Genomic DNA, 20,603 nt, shown 5'->3' on the forward strand with positions numbered 1-20,603 from the left:
CCGGCGCTCCTGCACCCGACGTTACGATGCCGACGCCGACACTGCACCGATGGCGCGGTTTTCCCTTTGCAACCCCACGAAAGCGAGCACTTACATGTCCATCCTGCGAATGACCGATCTCGATCTGTCCGGCAAGCGCGTGCTGATCCGGCAAGACCTGAATGTGCCGATCGACAATGGCCTGATCACCTCCGAACAGCGCATCCTGGCCTCGGTGCCGACGCTCAAGCACGCGCTGGAACAGGGCGCGGCGGTGATGGTGACCTCGCATCTGGGCCGGCCCAAGGAAGGCGTGTGGACCCAGGAGGATTCGCTGGAGCCGGTGGCCGTCCGACTGGCCGCGCTGCTCGGCGTGGACGTGCCGCTGATCCGCGACTGGGTGGATGGCGTGGACGTACAGACGGGGCAGATCGTGCTGCTGGAGAACTGCCGCATGAACGTCGGCGAGGGCAAGGACGACGAGGCGCTGGCGAAGAAGTACGCGGCGCTGTGCGACGTGTTCGTGATGGACGCCTTCGGCACCGCGCACCGCGCGCAGGCCTCCACCCATGGCGTGATCAAGTTCGCGCCGGTCGCCGCCGGCGGCCCGCTGCTGATGGCGGAGCTGGACGCGCTGGCCAAGGCGCTGGAACAGCCGGCCAAGCCGCTGCTGGCGATCGTCGCCGGCAGCAAGGTCTCGACCAAGCTTGAACTGCTGTCCAACCTGGTGGACAAGGTCGACCAGCTGATCGTCGGCGGCGGCATCGCCAACACCTTCATTGCCGCGGCCGGGCACGCGGTGGGCAAGTCGCTGTGCGAACCGGACCTGCTGGACACCGCGCGCAAGATCGTCGCCGACGCCAACGCGCGCGGCGCGGCGATCCCGCTGCCCAGCGACGTGGTGGTGGCCAAGCAGTTCATGCCCGACGCCGAGGCCACGGTGAAGGCGGTCACCGACGTCGCCGACGACGATCTCATCCTGGACATCGGCCCGCAGACCGCCGCGCACTACGCCGAGCTGATCGCCAAGGCCGGCACCGTGGTCTGGAACGGCCCGGTCGGCGTGTTCGAGTTCGACGCCTTCGGCAAGGGCACCGAGACCCTGGCGCGTGCGATCGCCGCATCGTCGGCGTTCTCCATCGCCGGCGGCGGCGACACCCTGGCCGCGGTCGACAAGTACGGCATCGCCGAGCAGGTCAGCTACATCTCCACCGGCGGCGGCGCGTTCCTGGAGTTCCTGGAGGGCAAGACCCTGCCGGCGGTGGCCGCGCTGCAGGCGCGCGGCGCGTGAGCGCCGCCGACGTCCTGTTCTTCGACCTGGACGGCACGCTGGTCGATTCGGAGGCCGGCATCGTCGGCAGCCTGCGCCATGCCTTCGCCGAACTGGGCCAGCCGCTGCCGACGCCGGCGCAGTTGCGCGCCTGGATCGGCCCGCCGCTGCGCGACAGCTTCCAGCAGCACTTCGGCGGGGATGCGGTGTTGGTGGAGCAGGCCTTGACGCTGTACCGCAGCCGCTACGACAGCCACGGCTGGCGCGAGCACACGGTGTTCCCGGACATCGGTGCGGCGGTGGAAACGATCGCCGCGGCCGGCCACCGCCTGGCGGTGGTGACCTCGAAGAACGAGCGCTTCGCGCGGCGCATCGTCGAGCAGCTGCCGTTCGGCGCTCGCTTCGAGGAGATCGTCGGCGCCAGCGACGACGGCGCGCGCCGGGCCAAGCCGGACCTGATCGCCGAGGCGCTGCGGCGGCTCGCCGTCGTGCCGGCGCACTGCCGCATGATCGGCGACCGGCGCATGGACATCGACGGTGCGCGCCACCACGGCATGCGCAGCATCGGCGTGCTGTGGGGCTTCGGCGATGCCGAGGAACTGCGTCAGGCCGGCGCCGATGTGCTGGCGCAGACGCCGGTGCAACTGCCGGCGCTGGTTGCAGCCTGAGCCGCCTGAATGGGCACGTGCGCCGGTGCGTCCGGCGCACATGGCCCTGGCCACGCACGGCGCGTGGCCTGATGTCATCTCATCTGTGGCGCCCGCGGGCCGGCGCCGGTTGGCGCGACATGACCACATACTGTCCCGCATTGTCCGCTCCCTATGCCGGACCGCGCGTGCGTCTATGCCGAAATGCCATGCTGTGTGAGGGGCGCGTGTGCTAGCTTTGAGCGCTTTTTCCAAGGATGCCATCATGATCGAACGTCAGCGCCGCACCAAGATTCTCGCCACCCTCGGTCCTGCCACCGACCCGCCGGGCGTGCTCGAGGATCTGTTCCGCGCCGGCGTCAACGTGGTGCGGTTGAACTTCAGCCACGGCGATCCGTCGGGCCAGGCCAAGCGCGCCGCCGAAGTGCGTGCCGCCGCGGCCCGCGTCGGTGCCGAGATCGGCATCCTCGCCGACCTGCCGGGCCCGAAGATCCGCATCGAGCGCTTCGCCCAGGGCAAGGTCTCGCTCAAGCTCGGCGACCGCTTCGACCTGATCGCCGACCCCAATGCCGCGCCGGGCGACGCCAGCCAGGTCGGCGTCAGCTACCTGGGCCTGCCGCAGGACGTGGCCCCGGGCGACGTGCTGCTGCTGGACGACGGCCTGATGCAGCTGAAGGTCGTCGAAGTGCAGGGCGAACGCATCGTCACCAGCGTGCTCAACGACGGCGTGCTGTCCGATCGCAAGGGGCTCAACAAGCAGGGCGGCGGCCTGTCGCTGGGCGCGCTGACCGAGCGCGACAAGGAACTGATCGGCATCGTCGCCAAGATCGGCGTCGACTTCATCGCGGTGTCGTTCTGCCGCAACGCCGAGGACATGAACGAGGCGCGGCGCATCGCCCGCGCGCACGGCTGCGACGCGGCGCTGGTGTCCAAGATCGAGCGTACCGAGGCGATCGAGAACCTGAGCGAGATCGTCGAGGCCTCGGACGTGGTGATGGTCGCGCGCGGCGACCTGGGCGTGGAGATCGGCGACGCCGAGTTGCCGGGCCTGCAGAAGAAGATCATCAAGGAATCGCTGGCGCAGAACAAAGTGGTGATCACCGCCACGCAGATGCTGCAGTCGATGGTGGAAAGCCCGATCCCGACCCGCGCCGAAGTGCTGGACGTGGCCAACTCGGTGATCGACGGCACCGATGCGGTGATGCTGTCGGCCGAGAGCGCCGCCGGCGCCTATCCGATCCGCGCGGTCGAGGCGATGGCGCGCATCTGCCTGGGTGCCGAGCGCCAGTTCGAAACCGAAACCGACTTCGGCATGGCGCCGCGCAACCTCGAGCGCGCCGACCAGGCCATCGCCATGGCCACGATGTTCCTGTCCCAGCACGTGGGCGTGCGCGCCATCGTGGCGATGACCGAATCCGGCGGCACCCCGCGCTACCTGTCGCGTTTCCGCGCCAAGGCGCCGATCTTCGCGGTGACCCGCCACGACGGCGCGCGCCGGCACATGGCGATGATGCGCGACGTGTTCCCGATCAACTTCGACAGCCGCGGCCTGACCCCGCGCGAGGCCGCGCGCGGCGCGATCCGCGTGCTGGTCGAGGCCGGCCTGCTGGCGCCGGGCGACCGCGTGGTGTTCACCAGCGGCGAGCACATGGAAACCCACGGCGCGACCAACACCCTGCGCCTGCTCGAGGTCGGCCCGGACGGCCGCGCCAGCGGCCTGGGCGAACTCTGAAGGACTCGGCGTGGCGGCTTCGGCCGCCGCGCCGTCGGCAACATTTGTTCGATCGCGCATGGAACGGCGCGGCGCCCCCCGTTCCCTGATCGTGCGACACCCCCATGACGTCCCCAAGCGCGCACGCCGAACTCGGGCTGGACCTGCCTGAACGCCCCGGCACGCATTGCCTTGAACACCTGATCCAGGCCTCGGCCACGCGCGAGCTGGTGGTCACCGAAGACATCCGTGATCGCCGCGGCATCCTGCTGGTCGCCAAGGGCCAGCGCATCAACGCCGGCCTGCGCGAGCGCCTGATCGCGCGGCGCCTGCTGCGTCCGCTCGAATCCTCGCTGGCGTTCTGCGAGGAGCTGCGCCCGAGCGAGGTGCAACTGGCCGCGCAGCGCGAACTGGACGAACACCCGCACCTGCGGCAGTTGCTGGGCGAGCAGGCGCAGCCGGTGATGGCCATGCTGGCCCGCGCCCGCACGCTGGGCGCGCCCGGTACCTTGCTGACCACGCTTGGCCAGACCCGGCCGGCCGCGTTCTCGCATGCGGTGCGGGTGGCGATGCTGGTGGCCTGGCTGGCGGCGCTGCTGTCGCGCTCGGACGCAGCGATGCGCGAGGCCGCGGAAGTCGGCCTGCTGCACGATCTCGGCGAGATGTACGTGGATCCGGCGGTGCTGGAACTGCCGGAGGCGCAGCAGGACTTCGCGCAGTGGCGCATGCACTGCGTGCACCCGGTGATCAGCGCCGCGCTGCTCGGCGAATCCGGCGTGTATTCGGCGCAGCAGGCCGCCGCTGCGCGCGAGCATCACGAGCGCATCGACGGTTCCGGCTACCCGGTCGGTGCGTCGGTACTCTCGCCCCTGGGCCGGTTGATCTCCTGCGCCGAAGCGCTGGATGGCTTGTTCGAACGCGAGCGGGGCCATGCGCAGGCGCTGGCGCGGATGCGCATCGCGCTGCGCGTGGTGCCCGGGCAGTTCCCGCGCGAGGTGGTCGACCTGCTGAGCGAGCGCCTGCGCGACTGCGCGCCGGAGCCGGCGTCGACGCATGATCCGCAGCACCTGCGCGAAGTGGTGGCGGCCTTGCTCGACGGCCTGGAGCGGGCGCGCGACGAAGCCCTGCGCCTGCAGCGCGGCGGCGACCTGCGCGAGGACGAGCGCGCGGCCCTGCAGCATCTGCTGCTGTTGATCGTGGGCTACATCATGGCCATCCACGATTCCGGCGCCGGCAAGATGGTCGAGCAACTGCCGTGGCTTATCGCCGCGCCGGAGGCGGCCGAGGAGGTCGATCGCGTCTGTTGCGAATTGCGTTGGCAGTTGCCGGGGTTGCGCCGCCATGCCGCGTTGCTGGCGCACCGCCGCGCGCGCAGCGCTGAGGACTGGCAGCCGTTGCTCGATGCGCTCGCCATCGCACTGCCGGCCGCGCAGGGCGCGCCCGTGCAGGCGACGGCCGCGGACGCAGCACCGCTGAAGACAGCGCAGGGCGATGCGCATGTGCAGTGTGACGCGATGACGGATGCGCTTGCCTGAAGTGCCGTGAACATGCGCGGTCTACGCCTGTAACCGCTTGCAATGCCGGCGGTAACGGAATGCATGCAGGCCGGCCCGGTATACTGGGGGTTCCCCCGTTGCAGCCATCAGGAACCGTATGAGCATCGAACAGCTTGCCGAAACCGCACAGGCAATGGTCGCCCCGGGCAAGGGCATCATCGCGATCGACGAATCCACCAGCACCATCGCCAAGCGCTTCGCCGGCGTGGGCATCGAGAATGTCGAAGAGAACCGCCGTGCCTACCGCGAGCTGCTGCTGACCACGCCGAAGCTGAGCGACCACATCTCCGGCGCGATCCTGTACGACGAGACCATCCGCCAGAAGACCAAGGACGGCGTGCCGTTCGCCAAGTACATGGCCGAGCACGGCATCATCCCCGGCATCAAGGTCGACAAGGGCACGCATCCGCTGGCCGGCATGCCGGGCGAACTGATCACCGAAGGCCTGGATGGCCTGCGCGCGCGCCTGGAGGAGTACTACAAGCTCGGCGCACGCTTCGCCAAGTGGCGTGCGGTCATCACCATCGGCGAGGACATCCCCTCCGGCGTGTGCATCGAGACCAACGCGCATGCGCTGGCTCGTTACGCGGCGCTGTGCCAGGAGCAGGGCCTGGTGCCGATGGTGGAGCCGGAAGTGCTGATGGACGGCGACCACGACATCGAGACCTGCTACGAGGTCACCGAAGCCACGCTGCGTTCGTTGTTCGGCGCGCTGTACGAGCAGAACGTGGTCCTGGAAGGCACCATCCTCAAGGCCTCGATGGTCATCGCCGGCAAGGACTGCGACGAGCAGGCCAGCGTCGAGGAAGTGGCCGAGTCCACCGTGATGTGCCTCAAGAGCACCGTGCCGGCGATCCTGCCGGGCATCGTGTTCCTGTCCGGCGGCCAGACCGACGAGCAGTCCACCGCGCACCTCAACGCGATGAACCAGCTCGGCAACCTGCCGTGGCCGCTGAGCTTCTCCTACGGCCGCGCCATGCAGCAGGCCGCGCTGAAGCTGTGGGCGCAGGACATGAAGGGCAATTTCGCCAAGGCGCAGCAGGTGGTGTACGAGCGCGCCAAGGAAAACGGCCTGGCCGCGCTGGGCAAGTGGCAGGGCTGATCGCCCCCGCAACGCCTACGAAGAACGCCGGCATCGCCGGCGTTTTTCGTTTCGGGGCTCGGCGACTTGCGGGAGCCGGCAGTGGCGCTTGCGCATCGGTGACCAGGCCGCGCCGCACCGCGGCCCTCAGGGGGCGATCGCCGCCGGCGCGTGGAAGCGATAGCCGCTGTTGCGCAAGGTCTTCACCGGCAACGGGCGTCCGCTGATCTCCTCCACGCGGCGCCGCAAGCGGTACATCTGCGTGTCCAGCCGCCGCCGGTCGTACTCGAGGAAGTTCACCCCCAGCGCGTCGGCGATCTCGCGGTGGCCCACGCTCTCGCCGGCATGGCGCATCAGGCACGCCAGCACCAGCAGATCCTGGCGCGACAGCGGCACCGGCGGTGCGTTGGGCACGTTCAGGCGGGCGGCGGCCAGTTCCAGCACCCAGCGCGCCGCCGGTGGCGGCAGCGCCAGGCGGCGGCCGAGCGCGGCCAGGGTTGCGGCCAACTCGTCCAGGTCGATGCCCTTGCCCAGATAGTGATCCGCGCCGAACTCCAGCCCGGCGATGCGATCGCTGGCGGTATTGCGCGCGCTGAACACCACGATGCCCAGCCGATGACCGGCGCGGCGCAGCTCGCGGATCAACTCCAGGCCGCTGCCATCGGGAAGGCCCACGTCGATGACGGCCATGGTGTGGCGCGCCGGGTCGAATCGTTGCCGGAAGCCGGCGATGCTGTCCACGCAGACGGCGATATAGCCCAGATCCTGCAGGAACTCGCCGAGTTCCTCGCACAGCACCGGCTCGTCCTCGAGCAGGATCACTTCGGACATGGCGGCGAGTCCTCGCGCAGTGCGGTTTGCTGTAACGTCATCGGCTGGCAACGGTGCGGTATGGCGAATGATGGCGCAATGGTGGCGCTGGCTGGTGAGCGCATGGCTCGTGGCGGCAATGGGCGTGTGCGTGGCCGCCGAGCCGGCGCCATCCCCGGCCGCGGCGCTGCCGCTGACTTCCGCGCACCACGATGCGAGCGGATACCTGCAGCGCCTGGACGATCCGCACGGCCGACTCGACGCCACGCAGGCCGCCGCGGCGGGCGGCTGGACGCGGCTGCCCGCCGGCCTCAACGCGGGATTCGCCGACGGTGCCGTGTGGCTGCGTCTGCCTGTTCATGTCGAAAGTGTACCGCCGGGCGGTTGGATGCTGCGATTGAGCAACGCCTTGCTCGATGACGTGCAGGCCTATGTGCGTCCGGCCGGCGGCGCTTGGCGGGCGCTCGGGGAGAGCGGCGAGCGCCTGCCGCGACGCGACTGGCCGGTGGATTACCGCAGCCCGGTCTTCCAGTTTGCGCCCACGCATGCGGGCGATTACGAGGTGCTGCTGCGGTTGCGCAGCAAGAACGCGCTGGTCACCCGTCTGGACGTATGGCAACGGCTGCCGTTCGACAACCAGTCGCGGCGCGAAGGACTGCAGTTCGGCCTGTATTTCGGCTTCTACCTGCTGCTGCTGTGCCTGCACGTGCTGTTCTGGCTCGCCACGCGCGCGCGCATGAGTGGCCTGTTCGTGGCCTATCTTGGCGGCTGCGTGCTCAACGAGGCGCTGTCGATCGGCCTGGTGCAGCAGGTCACCGGCATGCCGATGGCGTGGAGCGACACGCTGCTGGGCATTAGCATCGCCTGCAGTCTGCCGGTGGGATTCCAGATCGCCTGCCGGCAACTGAACCTGCGCGCCTTTCATCCGCAACTGGTGCGCTGGGGCACGTGCGCGCTGTGGGCGGTCGCGCTTGCCGGCGCGGTGGCCGTGCTCGCCGGCCATTACGCCTGGGGCATGCAACCGGTGCAGGCGCTGGGCCTGCTGGAGATCCTGCTGCTGGCGGGGCTGGGGCTGCACCTGCTGTGGCGCCGCTATCGGCCGGCGTGGTTCTTCGTGCTCGCGTTCTTTCCGTTCTACCTCGGGGTGATGCTGGGCTTCCTGCGCAACCTCGGCTTCGTCCCGGTCAATGCCTGGACCCAGTACGCCACCACGTTCGGCACCATGCTGCACATGACGCTGCTGAGCGTGTTCCTCATCGGCCGTTACGAGCGGCAGCGCCGGTTGCGCGAACGGCGGCACGCCGATGCCGCGGTGAAGCTGGCGCGCAGGCACGGCCAGGCGCTGGAGCACGAAGTGACGCTGCGCACCGCCGAGTTGCGCAACGAGATCAACCGGCGGCAGGCGCTGGAGGACGACTTGCGCGCCTTGCTGCAGACCGAACGCCAGGTCGCGCAGGACCAGCGCGATTTCGTGGCGATGGTGTCGCACGAGTTCCGCACGCCCCTGGCGGTGATCATGACCTCGGCGCAGCAGCTGGCGCGCAAGCTGGATGCGCCGCCGGAACGCAACCGCGCGCGCTGCGGCAACATCCGCGATGCCGCGCAACGGCTGCTGGCGCTAGTGGACGAGTATCTCGCCGACGACCGCATGGGCGAGGCGGCATCGGAACTGCGGCTGCGGCCGTGTGCGCTGCGCACGCTGCTGGAGGAGTTGTGCCGGGATTTTCCGCCGCAGCGCGTGGTCTGCGAGATCCTCACCGACGACGACGGCCTGCTCACCGATGCCGGGCTGTTGCGCGTGGCATTGCGCAACCTGATCGCCAACGCCGACCGCCATTGCCCCAAGGACATGGCCATCCGCGTGCGCGTGCGCAGCAGTGGCGAAGGCCTGCGGCTGGAGGTCGCCAACCCGGGCGAAGGCATTGCGCCCGCCGAACAGGCGCGGCTGTTCCAGAAGTACTACCGCGGCGAGAACGCGCAGGATGCGCCGGGCGCGGGGCTCGGCCTGTATCTGGTCCGGCGGATCGCGGAGCGGCTTGGCGGCTCGGTGCAGCTGGTCACGCAGGCGCCGGACGAATCGGTCTGCTTCGTGTTGCTGCTGCCGCGTCGTCCGGATGGACAGCGCGCGTTGCCGCGGTTGCCGCCGCCGAGCGACGGCTGATCGTGTGCGGGCGCGCATCTGGATGCGCGGTTTGCGCCAACAGCAAAAGCGATCGGGCGCGGCTGCGCCCGGTCCCGGTCGTGGAGCGCCTGGCGCGGCGCTTTGGTCGGCGAGGGCGGTGAGGAAGGCAGTGCGGTGAGGAAGGCAGCGCGGTGACCTGACGACACCGCCGCGCGGTGCCGTCAGGTGGTTCCCGGTTACTGCCGGATGATGCAGCTGTCCGCGGAGGCGTCGGACGCCCCCGGGCTGCAGGCGACGGCCGGGGCGCGAATGCCGCCGTCGACGATCAGGATCGAGTCGGTGGCGGCCGTCACCGTACCGCTGCTGCCGGTGCGTGCCGCGGCGGCCAGCTCCCGCGCCGTTTCGTCGGCCTGTTGCGGACTCGTCTCCGGCGTGCTGCCGGCATCGCTGGTCACGGTGGCGGCGGCGACCGAGGTGTTGATCGCCTGCACCGTCGTGGTGGGCAACTGGATGCCGCCGCCATCGCCGCTGCCGGCGACCACGTTCAACAGGCCATCGACATAGGTGATGGCGTAGTTGGACAGCCCCGCACCGGTGGCGCCGGAGGCGGTGATGGCGTAGTTGCCGACCGCCGCGCCGCTGCCGGCGCCGTCGCTGTTCAGGGCGACGCCGGAAACGGTGTCGCTGTTGAGCAGGCCGGAGACGCGGTAGCCGGTCAGGGTGGCGGTACTGCCGACGGTCTTGCTGGCGTCGCTGGCGACGATGCGCAGCGTGGCCGGATCGACGCGCAGGCTGCCATCGACGTAGGTGATGACGTAGTTGGACAGCCCTGCGCCGCTGGCGCCGGAGGCGGTGATGGCGTAGTTGCCCACCGCGGCGCCTGCAGCGGCGCCCGCACTGCCCAGAGCCACGCCGGAGACGGTGTCGCCATTGAGCAGGCCGGCGACGCTGTAGCCGCTGAGGGTGGCGGTGCCGCCGTAGGTCTTGCTGGCGTCGGTGGCGACGATGCGCAGGGTGGCCGGATCGACACGCAGGCTGCCGTCGACGTAGGTGATGACGTAGTTGGACAGCCCTGCGCCGGTGGCGCCGGAGGCGGTGATGGCGTAGTTGCCCACCGCGGCACCGGCGCCGGCGCCCGCACTGCCCAGCGCTACGCCGGAGACGGTGTCGCCATTGAGCAGGCCGGCGACGCTGTAGCCGCTGAGGGTGGCGGCGCCGCCGTAGGTCTTGCTGGCGTCGCTGGCGACGATGCGCAGGGTGGCCGGATCGACGCGCAGGCTGCCGTCGACATAGGTGATGACGTAGTTGGACAGCCCTGCGCCGGTGGCGCCGGAGGCGGTAATGGCGTAGTTGCCCACCGCGGCGCCGCTGCCCGCGCCCGCGCTGCTCAGCGCGACGCCGGACACCGTGTCGTTGCCGAACAGGCCCGCGACGCTGTAGCCGCTGAGGTTGGCGGTGTTGCCGTAGGTCTTGGAGCCCGAGGTCGCCGTTACCGTCAGCGTCGCCGGGGTGATGGCGATGCCGCCGGAGACCACGTAGCTGATGTCGTAGCCCTGCTGCACGGACGCCAGGCCACCGATCTGCAGCGTGCCGTTGCCGGTGGTGTAGCTGCCGACGCCATTGTCTGCGGTCGCGTAGCGCAGCGACGATCCGAACAGCAGGCTGGGGTCGAAGGCGCTGCCGACCGTGTAGGACGCGAGCGTGCCGCTGACGCCGTTGCCGTCGTAGGTCTTGTCGAGGCCGGAGACGCTGCCGCTGATCGTCAGCGGGGTCAGGAAGCTGCGCAGCAGCGGCGTGCCCATGTGTTCGTACAGGCGCCAGGTCAGGCCGGTACCGCCGCGGTCGTCGATCGCCCAGCCGGCATCGGTGAAGGTGGAGAGCGTGTTCAGCGCGCTCCACGACCTGCCGCCGCTGATCGCGTCGATGGTGCCGACGCTGTTGCCTGCCGTGTTCAGACCCACGTTACGCGGATTGCCGCCGATGTCGGTGGCGAAGAAACTGGCGACGATGCTGCCGTTGGAATTGGAGCCGACCAGGCCACCGACCGCGCCAGTGCCGGAAACGTTGCCGGTGGCGTAGGAGTTGCGCACGGTGTTGTTGTAGTTGACGCCGACCAGTCCGCCGACATACGCCGTGCCGGTGGCATCGCCGCTGGCATAGGTGTTGGCGATGGTGCCGTTGTCGTTGTAGCCGGCCAGCCCGGCGACATACATGCTGCCGGAGACGTTGCCGGTGGCGTAGGCATTGCCGATGCTGCCGCCGTCGTTGTAGCCCATCAGCCCGCCGAGGTAGTTGCTGCCGTACACGGCGCCGGTGGCATAGGACGCGCCGACGTTGCCTCTGTCGCTGTAGCCGACCAGGCCGCCGACGAAGCTGCCGCCGGACACGGTGCCGGTGGCATGGGTCGAGGCGAGGCTGCCGTGGTCCAGGGTCCCGACCAGGCCGCCGATCTCGGACGAGGTGCCGATCACCCCGCCGGTCGCATAGGCCGTGTCGATCGCGGCGGAACTGCGTCCGACCAGGCCGCCGATGCTCTGGGTTCCCGATACGTTGCCGCTGGCATACGCGTTCTGGATGCTGCCGGCGCCGGCCATGCCGACCAGGCCGCCAGCGCTCGAGGTGGTCGCGGTGACATTGCCGGTGGCGTGGACGTTCTGCAGGGTGCTCTGGATGGCATTGCCGATCAGTCCGCCGACGTTGTTGCCAGTGGTCGTGCTGGTGCTGCTGACGTTGCCGGTGGCGAAGGCGTTGGTATAGCTGCCCTGGTAGTCGTTGCCGACCAGGCCGCCGACGCTGCTGCCGCCGGAGACCGTGCTCGACGAGGACGAGGCGCCGATCGTGCCGTTGGCGTTGCTGCCGACCAGTCCGCCGACATAGTTGCCGCTGTAGGCGCCGCCGCTGCCGACCACGCTGCCGCTGGTCTGCACGCCGGCGATCGTCCCGGCGTTGTTGTAGCCGGCCAGGCCGCCGATGAAGTTGCCGGTGCCGCTCATGCTGCCGTTGACGCGGATGCCGCTGAGGGTGCCGGCATTGAAGCCGGCGATGCCGCCCACGTAGGCGGTACCGGTGACAGTGGCGCCGGTCAGGGCGAGATTGCCGATCTGGCTGGCGGCGCCGGTATTGCCGAACAGGCCGACGTAGGACGCGCCGCTGCGGGCGATGGTGAGCCCGGAGATCGTGCGGTTCGCGCCGTTGAGGCTGCCGGTGAAGGCGTTGCTGCTGTCGCCGACCGGGCTGAAGCCGGCGCTGCTCCACATGCCGCTGGCGTTGCTGCCGGCGGTCTGGCTGGCATCGATGTCGGCGGACAGGCTGTAGCTGGCCGCCATGTTGTACGCCATCAGCTGCAACTGGTGTGCGTTGCCGATGGTGGTGCTGTATTCGCTCGCCAGGAACGGGCGCGTCTGCCCCTCGATCATGATCCAGGCCGGGCTGCCGACGCCATCGCTGGCGACGTAGACGTTGCTGGTACCGGCGAGCAGCGTCCAGGTGCCGAGATTGCCGTAGGTGGTGTGGCTGTAACGGTTGCCGCTGCCGAAGCTGGTCAGGTTGGTGGCGCTGCCGCCGCCGCCGCTGCTGATGGCATTGGCCTGGCCGGTACTGCCGACGTCCCACGACGCATTGGTGACGCTGCCCGCATTGGAGCCGATCAACCCACCGACATTGTTGGTGCCGCTGACCGCGCCAGTGGCGTAGCTGTTGCTGACGCTGGCGGAGGTGACGGCTGCGCTGCCTGGATTGTTGACGCCCACCAGTCCGCCGACCGAGGTCGGTGCGGTGACGCTGCCGGTGGCGTAGGTATTGGCGATGGTGCTCTGGTAGTTCATGCCGACCAGCCCGCCGACCATGGAGCTGGTGCCGATGACGCTGCCGCTGGCATAGCTGTTCTTGATCGTGCCGGCGTTCTGGTTGGTTCCGACCAGCCCGCCGACATAATTGGTGCCGCTCACGTTGCTGGTGGAATACGTGTTGGTGAGGCTGCCGCCGTCGTTGTAGCCGACCAGGCCGCCGGTGTTGGAGGAACTGCCGGTCACGCTGCCGGTGCTGTGGGTGTTGCGGATCGTGCCGCTGACGTTGTTGCCTGCCACGCCGCCGACGGCGCTTTGCCCGTTGACGCTGCCGGCGAACGCGCTGCCGTCGATCAAGCCCAGATTGTAGCCGGCCAATCCGCCGACGCCGCCGGAGCTTCCGGTCACGCTGCCATCGACGGTGACGTTCTTAATCGCGCCCTGGCCGTAGCCGACCAGGCCGCCGACGTAGTAGCCGCCGGAGATGGAGACATTGCCCAGGTGCAGGTCGCGGATGACGCTGTTGCTGCTGGTGGTGCCGAACAGGCCGACGTAGCCGCTGGCGCCGGAGATGGTCAGGTTGTTGATGCTGTGGCCCAGGCCGGCCAGCTTGCTCTGGAAGGAGGAGACCAGGGCGCTGCTGCGGGTGACGCCGGCCAGGTCGATGTCCTGGGCCAGCGCGTAGGCGCCGGGGCTGTTGAAGTAGGTGGCCGCGTCGGCCAGCGAGTGGATCAGCGTGTACGCCTGGCCGTTGATGGCCAGGCTGGCGTGCGCGCCGCCGAGCGAGACCGGGGTGTTGACGTAGTAGTCGCCGGAGCCGCCGACGGTGCCGTTGTCGGTATAGCCGCCGTAGTTCAGCACCAGGCCGGCGTTGGCGCCGGTCGCGGTGATGGGCGCATTGAGATAGATGCTGTGGTACGCGTCCAGGGTCAGCGTGGAGTTGCCGTTCCAGCCGATCGCCGCATTGACGTTGATGTCGCCGGCGCCGCTGCTCACGTTGCCCGGACCGCTGGCGTTGGTGATGGAGGCGATCAGGGTGACGTTGGTGCCGCCGTTCAACGCGCCGCTGATGGTGCTGGCCGCCGCGCTGTCCACGGTCAGGTCTTCCGGGTCGACCAGCCAGGTGCCGGCGCTGCCGGGGCCGGCGCCCTTGGCGCCGACGGCGATACCGGAGAAGTCGACGGTGTGGCCGCTGGTTTCGAGCAGGCCGCCGTTGCCGCTGCCGGCCGCGTCGGCATGCAGCGCGCCGTGCACCGCGGTGTGGCCGTCGGACCAGACCACGATCGAGCCGCCGTTGCCCTGGCCGGTCGCGCTGGCGTCGAGCATCGCACCGCTGGCGACGGTGGCCGCGCTGGCATGTTGCAACTGTTCGCCGCCCTGGTAGCCGCCGCCGATGCGGATACTGCCGCCGGCGCCGGTGCCGCTGGCATCGATGCGGCCAGCGACGTTTACCGCGCCATCGGCCAGCAGCTGCACGCTGCCGCCCTGCGTACCGGAGACATCGATGCGACCGCTGCTGGCCACGTCGCCGCCGCTGCCGACCAGACGCACGCTGCCGCCGGACGTGTCGATGCCGGTGGCTTCGAGCGTGCCGGTATTGTTGACCAGCAGCTGCGACAACCCGGTGCTGCCGGCCTGCAGCAGGATCTGCCCGCCGTTGGCGCGCAGGGTGCCGCTGTTCTCCACCGCCGCCGCGGCGCCGTCCACCGACTGGCTGGCGGCCGCGACCATCTGCATGCCGATCGCGCCGGCCGCGTCCATGGTCACCTTGACCTGGTCGGCCGAGAGCAGGCGAATGGCGCCGCCGTCGGCGGTGATGCTGCCGCGGTTGGCGACATGGTTGCCGACCAGGTTCACCGAGCCGCCGTTGCCGGCGTTGATGCTGCCCTGGTTGACCACGCTGGCGGCGCCATGGTCGCCGCGCGCGAGCAGGTAGCCGTGGTCATCGTCGCCGGCCAGGCCCAGCGAACTGGCGACCAGGCCGCCGACGTTCACCTGCGCGTGGTTGCCGAACAGGATGCCGGCGGAGTTGATCAGGAACACGTTGCCGTTGGCGCGCAGGCTGCCGTCGATGACGCTGACGCCGCGGCTGGCATCGATCAGGTTGAGCGCCACCGCCGAACTGGAGGGCTGCAGGAACACCACGCTGGCGTCCTTGCCGACGTTGAAGCTGTTCCAGTTCAGCACCGCCTTGGCGGCGTTCTGGTCGATCTGCAGCGTGCCGCCGTTCTGCGACACGGTGGCGCCGGTGGCGCTGGACAGCGACGGCACGCCGCTGGCGTAGGCCGGTGCAGCCAGTGCACAGGCCAGGGCGAAGGGCAGCAGTGGCGCGGCCAGGCGGGCGGCGCCGCTCGCGCCGGTGGCGCCAGCATGGCCGGTGGCGACTTCGGAGGCGACCTGGAGCACGCCGAGGTGGCGATTGAAGACGAGGCGGTAGATGCGGTTCATGGGGATCCCCAGGTCAGAAGGTCAGGCCGAAGCGGGCCCAGTAGCGCACATCCTTGCCGTCGCCCGGCTTGGTGGTGCCGGTGGGCTTGGCCGCGGCCAGATCGAACGAGAGCCCGTGCCAGTCGGGCAGCCGGAAGCTGAGGCCGACGCCGGCTCCCTCGAAGGTGGTGACGCTGTCGTAGACCGCGCGGTTGGCGCCGTTCGGGTAGACCCGGCCGTAGTCGTAGAACACGCTGGCGGTCAGCAACTGGCCCCAGGCGCGGCCGCCGAACGGCGAGGCGGCGCTGGCGAAGCCCGGTGCGTCCACCTGGTACTCCAGGCCGGAGTCGAAGCCGCGGTCGCCGAGCGCGGCGCCGAGCGGGAAGGCGCGCACGCTGGTCGGTCCGCCCAGCGAGAACTGTTCCAGCGGGGTCAGGGTGTCGTCGCTGTACTGGCCGTTGACGCGCAGCTGCAGACGCTGCGTGGCGGTCAGCCCCTGCAGCCGGGTGTAGCTCAGGCGCGCGACGGTGAAGTGGCGGTCGTGGCGGGCGTACAGGTAATCGGTCTGCGGCGAATCGTCGTCGAGCGCGCCGCGCACGCTGAGCTGCAGCAGGTCGATGGCGTGGAGCCGGCGGTCGTCGTGGCGCACGCTGGTGCCGAGTTCGGCCACGTCGAATTTCTGCTTGGACAACAGCACGCCCAGGCCCTGCAGGCGCGAGCTTTCCTTGACCAGGTGCAGCCAGCTCTGCACGCGCCAGGCATCGGAATTGACGAACTTCCAGTCCAGGCCCAGCGCGCTCTGCTGGGTCGGGCCCTGGATGTCGAGCGCGGCGAACGCGCCGTTGTCGAGGTTGACCACGCTGCGCGTGTACGACGCGCTGGCGCTGAGGCCGTCGACGCCGGCGATCGGCACCTGGTAGGCGAGACTGCCCTGCCAGGTATTGGCCGGATCCAGCGCATAGGCGTAGCTGGCGGACAGGTGGTCGCCCAGGCCCAGCGGGTTGTTCCAGTCCACACCCACCTGGGCGCGGTAGCGGCCGATGCTCGGGGTGCCGTAGTTGCTGGCGCCGACGCTGACCTGCAGCGGCCGTTCCTCGCGCGCCTGGATCACCACGTCGGTCTCGCCGGGGTTGGCGCCGGGCTTGAGCACGGAGGTGGCGGAAACGCCCGGCAGGTCGCGGGCATACAGCAGCGCCGACTGCAGATCTTGCTGGCGCAGGATCTGGCCCTGCAGGGCCAGGGCAGGGCTGGCGATCAGGCGGTCGTCGTAGCGGCGCGCGCCCTCGACGGTGATCTTGCCGATCCGGCCTTCGACCACGCGGATCTCGACCACCTGGTCCGGCCCCAGGGTCTGCACCGGCAGATACGCGCGGGCGACCAGGAAGCCGGCGTCGCGATAGGCCTGGGTCAGCGTGTCGGCGATCTGCTGCAGCTGCGCGAAGCTGAGCCGGGCCGGTAGCGTGCCGCCGCCGAGCGCGCGCAGGCGGGCGTCGGCCAGGGCCTGCAGGCGCGCCGGGTCGATCCGCTCGCGCGGATGCGCGCCGACGCCGGTTACCCGGATCGCCTGCACCGCGATCGGCGCCGCCGCGTTGGTGGTGATGCCGGCGGCCGGGGCGGCCTCTTGGGCAAGTGCCGTCGCGCAGGTCAGGGTCAAGGCCAGGCCGGCGGCCCACGGGAGCGCAAACAGCGCATTCGCCAGCGTGCTTGGGCGCGGGCGGCAGGAGATCGTCATGATGTTAAGGCGGCGTTAGGATTGAGGCTCGCGCACTGTAGCCTTCCCGCCGCGGGTCAATCTGAGCAAATCTGAGCGCGCAATCACTCTTTGCAGCGTCCCCCGACACGGTGTCGGGGAAACACCGACACCCCGCAGCGCCCCGCAACGTCAATCAGTGAGCAGATACCCGGGATCCGAGGCAGCCTACGCCCGGTGTAGGCCAAATGCCCATGTCTGGCGTGGTGGTGCCAGCGGACGGTCGCTCAGGCGGCGGTGGCGCACTGCGCGTCGCGCAGCGCCTGCCGATACGCCTTGGCGGTGGCGTCGTTGTAGGCCACCAGGATGATCCGCTTCGGCACCGCGTGCGCGCGCTGCCAGGCGTCGGTCTCGGCGACCGCGATGCGCGCGGCCTGATGCAGCGGGTAGCCGTAGACGCCGCAGCTGATCGCCGGGAACGCCACCGAGTGCAGGCCCATCTGTTCGGCCAGGCGCAGCGTGCGCCAGTAGCAGTTGGCGAGCAGGGCCGGTTCGTTGTGGGCGCCGTCGCGCCACACCGGCCCGACGGTATGCAGCACATGCCGCGCCTTGAGCCGATGGCCCGCGGTGGCGCGCACCTCGCCGACCGGACAGCGCACGCCCGGCTTGAGTTCCGGCAGGCGCCGGCATTCTTCCAGCAATTCCGGGCCGGCGGCACGGTGGATGGCGCCGTCCACGCCGCCACCACCGAGCAGGGACTCGTTGGCGGCGTTGACGATCGCGTCCACGTCGAGCTGGGTGATGTCGCCTTGCCAGATTTCGATCTTCATGCGCCGATCTTTAGGGGAGCCGAATGATGGATGCGTGAGGGTGTTTCCACCGCCGCCGCGCGCTGCCACGGCCGCTTAACCGGCCAGCGGCAAGACTGACGCGCCTCCATCTCAGCACCTGCGACATGAACCCGAACCCGCCGCCGCCACAGGTCGCCGAGGCCCTCGCCCAGGGCCAGATCATCAAGGCGATCAAGCTGCTGCGCGCGCACAGCGGCATGGACCTGCGCAGTGCGAAGGAGCAGGTCGATGCCTGGCTGCTGGCCGGCGCGGCGCGCTCGGTGACGGAGTTGCTCGACCGCCACGCGTCCACTGCCGCGGCAGGCGCGATACCGGCAACGTCGGCCCCGGCGCAAACGCCGACCGAGGAACGGCGCCTGCCACCGGCGGCGGAACTGGCGCTGCTTCGCGGCGAGCGGCGCAAGGCGGCCAAGCTGGTGTTCGAGCAGTATCCGGACATGTCGCTGCGCGAGGCGCTGGAGATGGTGCAGCGGCATCTGCGCTCGGCACCGACGCTGGGCACCGCCTCGACCGTGGTCGCCGGCGACCGCGGCGGCGCCTGGCGTTGGGTGCTGCTGGCGCTGCTGCTGGCCGCGGCGGCGGCCTGGTGGCTGGCACGCTGAGGCGTGCCGCCCGGGCCGGTGGCTACAGCCAGCGCGCGACCTGCGTGCAGTAGCGCGCATAGGCGCTGCCGAAGCGCTCGCGCAGGCGCGCTTCCTCGTAGGGGATCACCACCCACTGCAAGGCCAGCAACGGCAAGGGCAGCAACAGCGCCGACCACGGCCAGCCGATCTGCACGCTCAGGCCGAGGTAGCTCAGGGTCAGGCTGACGTACATCGGGTTGCGGGTCAGCCGGTACGGGCCGTGGCAGACCAGGTGCGAGGGCGCGCGCTCGGGCAGCAGGGTGGTGCGGTCGCGTGCGAACAGCACGAAGCACCAGCACGCCAGCAGCAGGCCGGCGAGCGCGACCACACCGCCGCCCAGTTGCAGCCAGGCCAGTGCGGCGCCCTGCGGCAGCGGGAGCGGCAGCGCGTGCTGCAGGCTGGCGCCGAGCAGCAGCGCCAGCAGGAAGTGCGCCGGGGAGGTCGTGCGGACCAGCAACGGCACGCGCGCCTGTGCGCGCGCAGGCGCTTGCTCGGTTCGGTCGGTTCGTTCGTGCATGCGGTCCTTGCCTGGTTCGGTTACGGCCGCGCAAGTTTACGCGGCTGCCCCCGGCGGACGCGCGCGAGCGCGTCACGAATGGGCACGGGCGCGACCCGGCAGCGCCTCGTCGTGCGTGGCAGTGCGCGCAAACCCGATTACCCTAGCGCCCGCGCGGCACGTCGCCGGCGCTTGCGTTTCGACGTGTCGCGTCGTTCCGCGTCGATCGCGCCCGACGCGCCGGTCGTTTCCCTTTCCGCCACCCACTGTCCCGCCTCATGCCAATCGCTTCCGCCAGCACCGCCACCATCCCGCGTCGCCGGGTCATCCTCGAGGACGACATCGACGGCTTCACCCCTGCGCAGCTGCTGTTGCTGCAATCGCCGGAGGTCGAGGTGCTCGGCATCTCGGTGGTCAGCGGCAACATCTGGCGCGACGAGGCGCTGGCGCATACGCGCCGTCTGCTGGAAATCGCCGGGCGCGGCGAGGTGCCGGTGCTGCCCGGCCCGGTGTTCCCGCTGCTCAACAGCGAACTGGCCACCGAGCGCTGGGAGGCGCTGTACGGCAAGTTGCTGTGGAAGGGCGCGTGGACCCGGCAATGGGTCGAGCACGACACCGTGCAGAGCGCGCCGCGCTACCACGCGCACGACGTGGTCCCGGACCTGCCGCTGGGCAATCCCACGGTGGTGCAGGCGGCCAGCGAGCCGGCGGCGCTGTTCATGATCCGCAAGGTGCGCGAGTTCCCCGGCGAGGTCAGCATCGTCGCCACCGGGCCGTTGACCAACCTGGCCCTGGCGCAGCGGCTCGACCCCGAGTTCGCAAGCCTGGCCAAGGAACTGGTGTACATGGGCGGCAGCCTCAATCCGCGGCAGCGCCGCGACAGCGTGTCGGCGGCGCAGTTCGCGCGCGAGTTCGTCAATTCGCCGCGGCGCGAGTTCAACATCCGCTGGGATCCGGAGGCAGCCAGCATCGTGATGCGTGCGCCGTGGCGGCGCATGGTGATGGTGCCGGTGGATCCGTCCACCGCCACCGAACTGACCCCGCAGCTGCTGGCGCGGATGAGCGCGGCCGACACGCCGATCGGCCACGCGCTGCGCCGGCGCGAGCCGGGCTTCCCGATGTGGGACGAACTGGCCACCGCGGTGTGGCTGCGCCCGGAACTGGCCACGGTCAGCGAGACCCTGTACGTGGACACCAACACCGAGTTCGGCGCCGGCTACGGCGACATCCTGTCGTGGGCGCCGGGCTACCAGCCGGGCCTGGGCGAACAGGCGCAGCAGGTGGTGCGCGAGGTCGACGTGGACGCGATCGAACAGTTGCTGGTGGAGCGCCTGACCGCGCCGCAGCCGCCGGCGCTGGGCGCGCCGCTGCCTGCGTAGGGCGGGCCATCGGCCCACGGCCGGTCGGGCGCTGCGCTGCGTGACGCTGGCGCCGTCCGCGCCAGGCCGAAGGGTGACGGACGCGTCGCTGGAGGACATGCCCGCTGCTCGGGCGGGTTGCGCGAACCGCGCGTTGCAGGCGACGCTGGCGATCGACAGCGTGCACCGTTCCCCCT

The 20,603-nt window shown here is 70.2% G+C and carries 13 protein-coding genes; 8 read left to right on the forward strand and 5 right to left on the reverse strand.

Annotated elements, in window-relative coordinates; genetic code table 11:
• Positions 1-94 precede the first annotated feature (94 nt).
• The 5 genes from RAB71_RS06105 to RAB71_RS06125 all read left to right on the forward strand — a co-directional run bounded on the left by RAB71_RS06105 (position 95) and on the right by RAB71_RS06125 (position 6,265).
• Entirely contained in the window at positions 95-1,270 is a 1,176-nt protein-coding gene (locus RAB71_RS06105) for a phosphoglycerate kinase (protein WP_010341495.1), read from the forward strand.
• Positions 1,267-1,917 (forward strand): HAD-IA family hydrolase, encoded by a 651-nt coding sequence (locus RAB71_RS06110; RefSeq protein WP_010341497.1) that lies wholly within the window; start codon positions 1,267-1,269, stop codon positions 1,915-1,917. The genes RAB71_RS06105 and RAB71_RS06110 overlap by 4 nt, the downstream gene beginning before the upstream one ends.
• A 244-nt stretch (positions 1,918-2,161) precedes the next feature.
• A complete protein-coding gene (pyk, locus tag RAB71_RS06115) occupies positions 2,162-3,628 on the forward strand; it encodes a pyruvate kinase (protein WP_010341498.1) in 1,467 nt (488 codons plus the stop codon).
• A 104-nt stretch (positions 3,629-3,732) separates the two neighbouring features.
• Entirely contained in the window at positions 3,733-5,142 is a 1,410-nt protein-coding gene (locus RAB71_RS06120; RefSeq protein WP_010341499.1) for an HD-GYP domain-containing protein, read from the forward strand.
• A gap of 118 nt (positions 5,143-5,260) precedes the next feature.
• Positions 5,261-6,265, forward strand: coding sequence for a class I fructose-bisphosphate aldolase (locus tag RAB71_RS06125; protein ID WP_010341500.1), 1,005 nt, complete (start codon positions 5,261-5,263; stop codon positions 6,263-6,265).
• A 126-nt stretch (positions 6,266-6,391) separates the two neighbouring features.
• Here the strand turns inward: RAB71_RS06125 and RAB71_RS06130 are convergent, their stop codons facing one another.
• Positions 6,392-7,075 (reverse strand): response regulator transcription factor, encoded by a 684-nt coding sequence (locus RAB71_RS06130; protein WP_041500428.1) that lies wholly within the window; start codon positions 7,073-7,075, stop codon positions 6,392-6,394.
• 67 nt (positions 7,076-7,142) lie between these two features.
• Between RAB71_RS06130 and RAB71_RS06135 the strand changes: the two genes are divergently transcribed.
• Positions 7,143-9,215, forward strand: coding sequence for a sensor histidine kinase (locus tag RAB71_RS06135; protein WP_010341503.1), 2,073 nt, complete (start codon positions 7,143-7,145; stop codon positions 9,213-9,215).
• Between the two features lie 197 nt (positions 9,216-9,412).
• Here the strand turns inward: RAB71_RS06135 and RAB71_RS06140 are convergent, their stop codons facing one another.
• From RAB71_RS06140 to RAB71_RS06150, 3 genes are all read right to left on the reverse strand, one after another.
• Positions 9,413-15,409: an MBG domain-containing protein gene (locus RAB71_RS06140; RefSeq protein WP_052471009.1), complete on the reverse strand. Its 5,997-nt coding sequence runs from the start codon at positions 15,407-15,409 to the stop codon at positions 9,413-9,415.
• Positions 15,410-15,422: 13 nt separating this feature from the next.
• Positions 15,423-17,120, reverse strand: a complete 1,698-nt coding sequence (locus RAB71_RS06145; protein WP_010341505.1) for a ShlB/FhaC/HecB family hemolysin secretion/activation protein — start codon at positions 17,118-17,120, stop codon at positions 15,423-15,425.
• 245 nt (positions 17,121-17,365) lie between these two features.
• Complete coding sequence (locus tag RAB71_RS06150) at positions 17,366-17,908, reverse strand: O-acetyl-ADP-ribose deacetylase (RefSeq protein ID WP_010341506.1); 543 nt, start codon at positions 17,906-17,908, stop codon at positions 17,366-17,368.
• Positions 17,909-18,033: 125 nt separating this feature from the next.
• On the opposite strand from RAB71_RS06150, the gene RAB71_RS06155 reads away from it, so the two are divergent.
• Complete coding sequence (locus RAB71_RS06155) at positions 18,034-18,531, forward strand: hypothetical protein (RefSeq protein ID WP_010341507.1); 498 nt, start codon at positions 18,034-18,036, stop codon at positions 18,529-18,531.
• A gap of 22 nt (positions 18,532-18,553) precedes the next feature.
• Here the strand turns inward: RAB71_RS06155 and RAB71_RS06160 are convergent, their stop codons facing one another.
• Positions 18,554-19,069, reverse strand: a complete 516-nt coding sequence (locus tag RAB71_RS06160) for an isoprenylcysteine carboxylmethyltransferase family protein (RefSeq protein ID WP_010341508.1) — start codon at positions 19,067-19,069, stop codon at positions 18,554-18,556.
• 257 nt (positions 19,070-19,326) lie between these two features.
• Here RAB71_RS06160 and RAB71_RS06165 point away from each other — a divergent pair, with 257 nt between their 5' ends.
• Positions 19,327-20,427: a nucleoside hydrolase gene (locus RAB71_RS06165; RefSeq protein ID WP_010341509.1), complete on the forward strand. Its 1,101-nt coding sequence runs from the start codon at positions 19,327-19,329 to the stop codon at positions 20,425-20,427.
• The last annotated feature ends 176 nt before the right edge of the window (positions 20,428-20,603 follow it).

It is taken from the genome of Xanthomonas sacchari, assembly GCF_040529065.1.
GTDB classification, from domain to species: domain Bacteria; phylum Pseudomonadota; class Gammaproteobacteria; order Xanthomonadales; family Xanthomonadaceae; genus Xanthomonas_A; species Xanthomonas_A sacchari.

Coding starts and splice junctions, on each gene's coding strand:
- RAB71_RS06105 (WP_010341495.1), top strand. CDS start 95: ATGTCCATCCTGCGAATGACCGATCTCGATCTGTCCGGCAAGCGCGTG.
- pyk (WP_010341498.1), top strand. CDS start 2,162: ATGATCGAACGTCAGCGCCGCACCAAGATTCTCGCCACCCTCGGTCCT.
- RAB71_RS06120 (WP_010341499.1), top strand. CDS start 3,733: ATGACGTCCCCAAGCGCGCACGCCGAACTCGGGCTGGACCTGCCTGAA.
- RAB71_RS06125 (WP_010341500.1), top strand. CDS start 5,261: ATGAGCATCGAACAGCTTGCCGAAACCGCACAGGCAATGGTCGCCCCG.
- RAB71_RS06130 (WP_041500428.1), bottom strand. CDS start 7,075: ATGTCCGAAGTGATCCTGCTCGAGGACGAGCCGGTGCTGTGCGAGGAA.
- RAB71_RS06135 (WP_010341503.1), top strand. CDS start 7,143: ATGATGGCGCAATGGTGGCGCTGGCTGGTGAGCGCATGGCTCGTGGCG.
- RAB71_RS06140 (WP_052471009.1), bottom strand. CDS start 15,409: ATGAACCGCATCTACCGCCTCGTCTTCAATCGCCACCTCGGCGTGCTC.
- RAB71_RS06145 (WP_010341505.1), bottom strand. CDS start 17,120: ATGACGATCTCCTGCCGCCCGCGCCCAAGCACGCTGGCGAATGCGCTG.
- RAB71_RS06150 (WP_010341506.1), bottom strand. CDS start 17,908: ATGAAGATCGAAATCTGGCAAGGCGACATCACCCAGCTCGACGTGGAC.
- RAB71_RS06155 (WP_010341507.1), top strand. CDS start 18,034: ATGAACCCGAACCCGCCGCCGCCACAGGTCGCCGAGGCCCTCGCCCAG.
- RAB71_RS06160 (WP_010341508.1), bottom strand. CDS start 19,069: ATGCACGAACGAACCGACCGAACCGAGCAAGCGCCTGCGCGCGCACAG.
- RAB71_RS06165 (WP_010341509.1), top strand. CDS start 19,327: ATGCCAATCGCTTCCGCCAGCACCGCCACCATCCCGCGTCGCCGGGTC.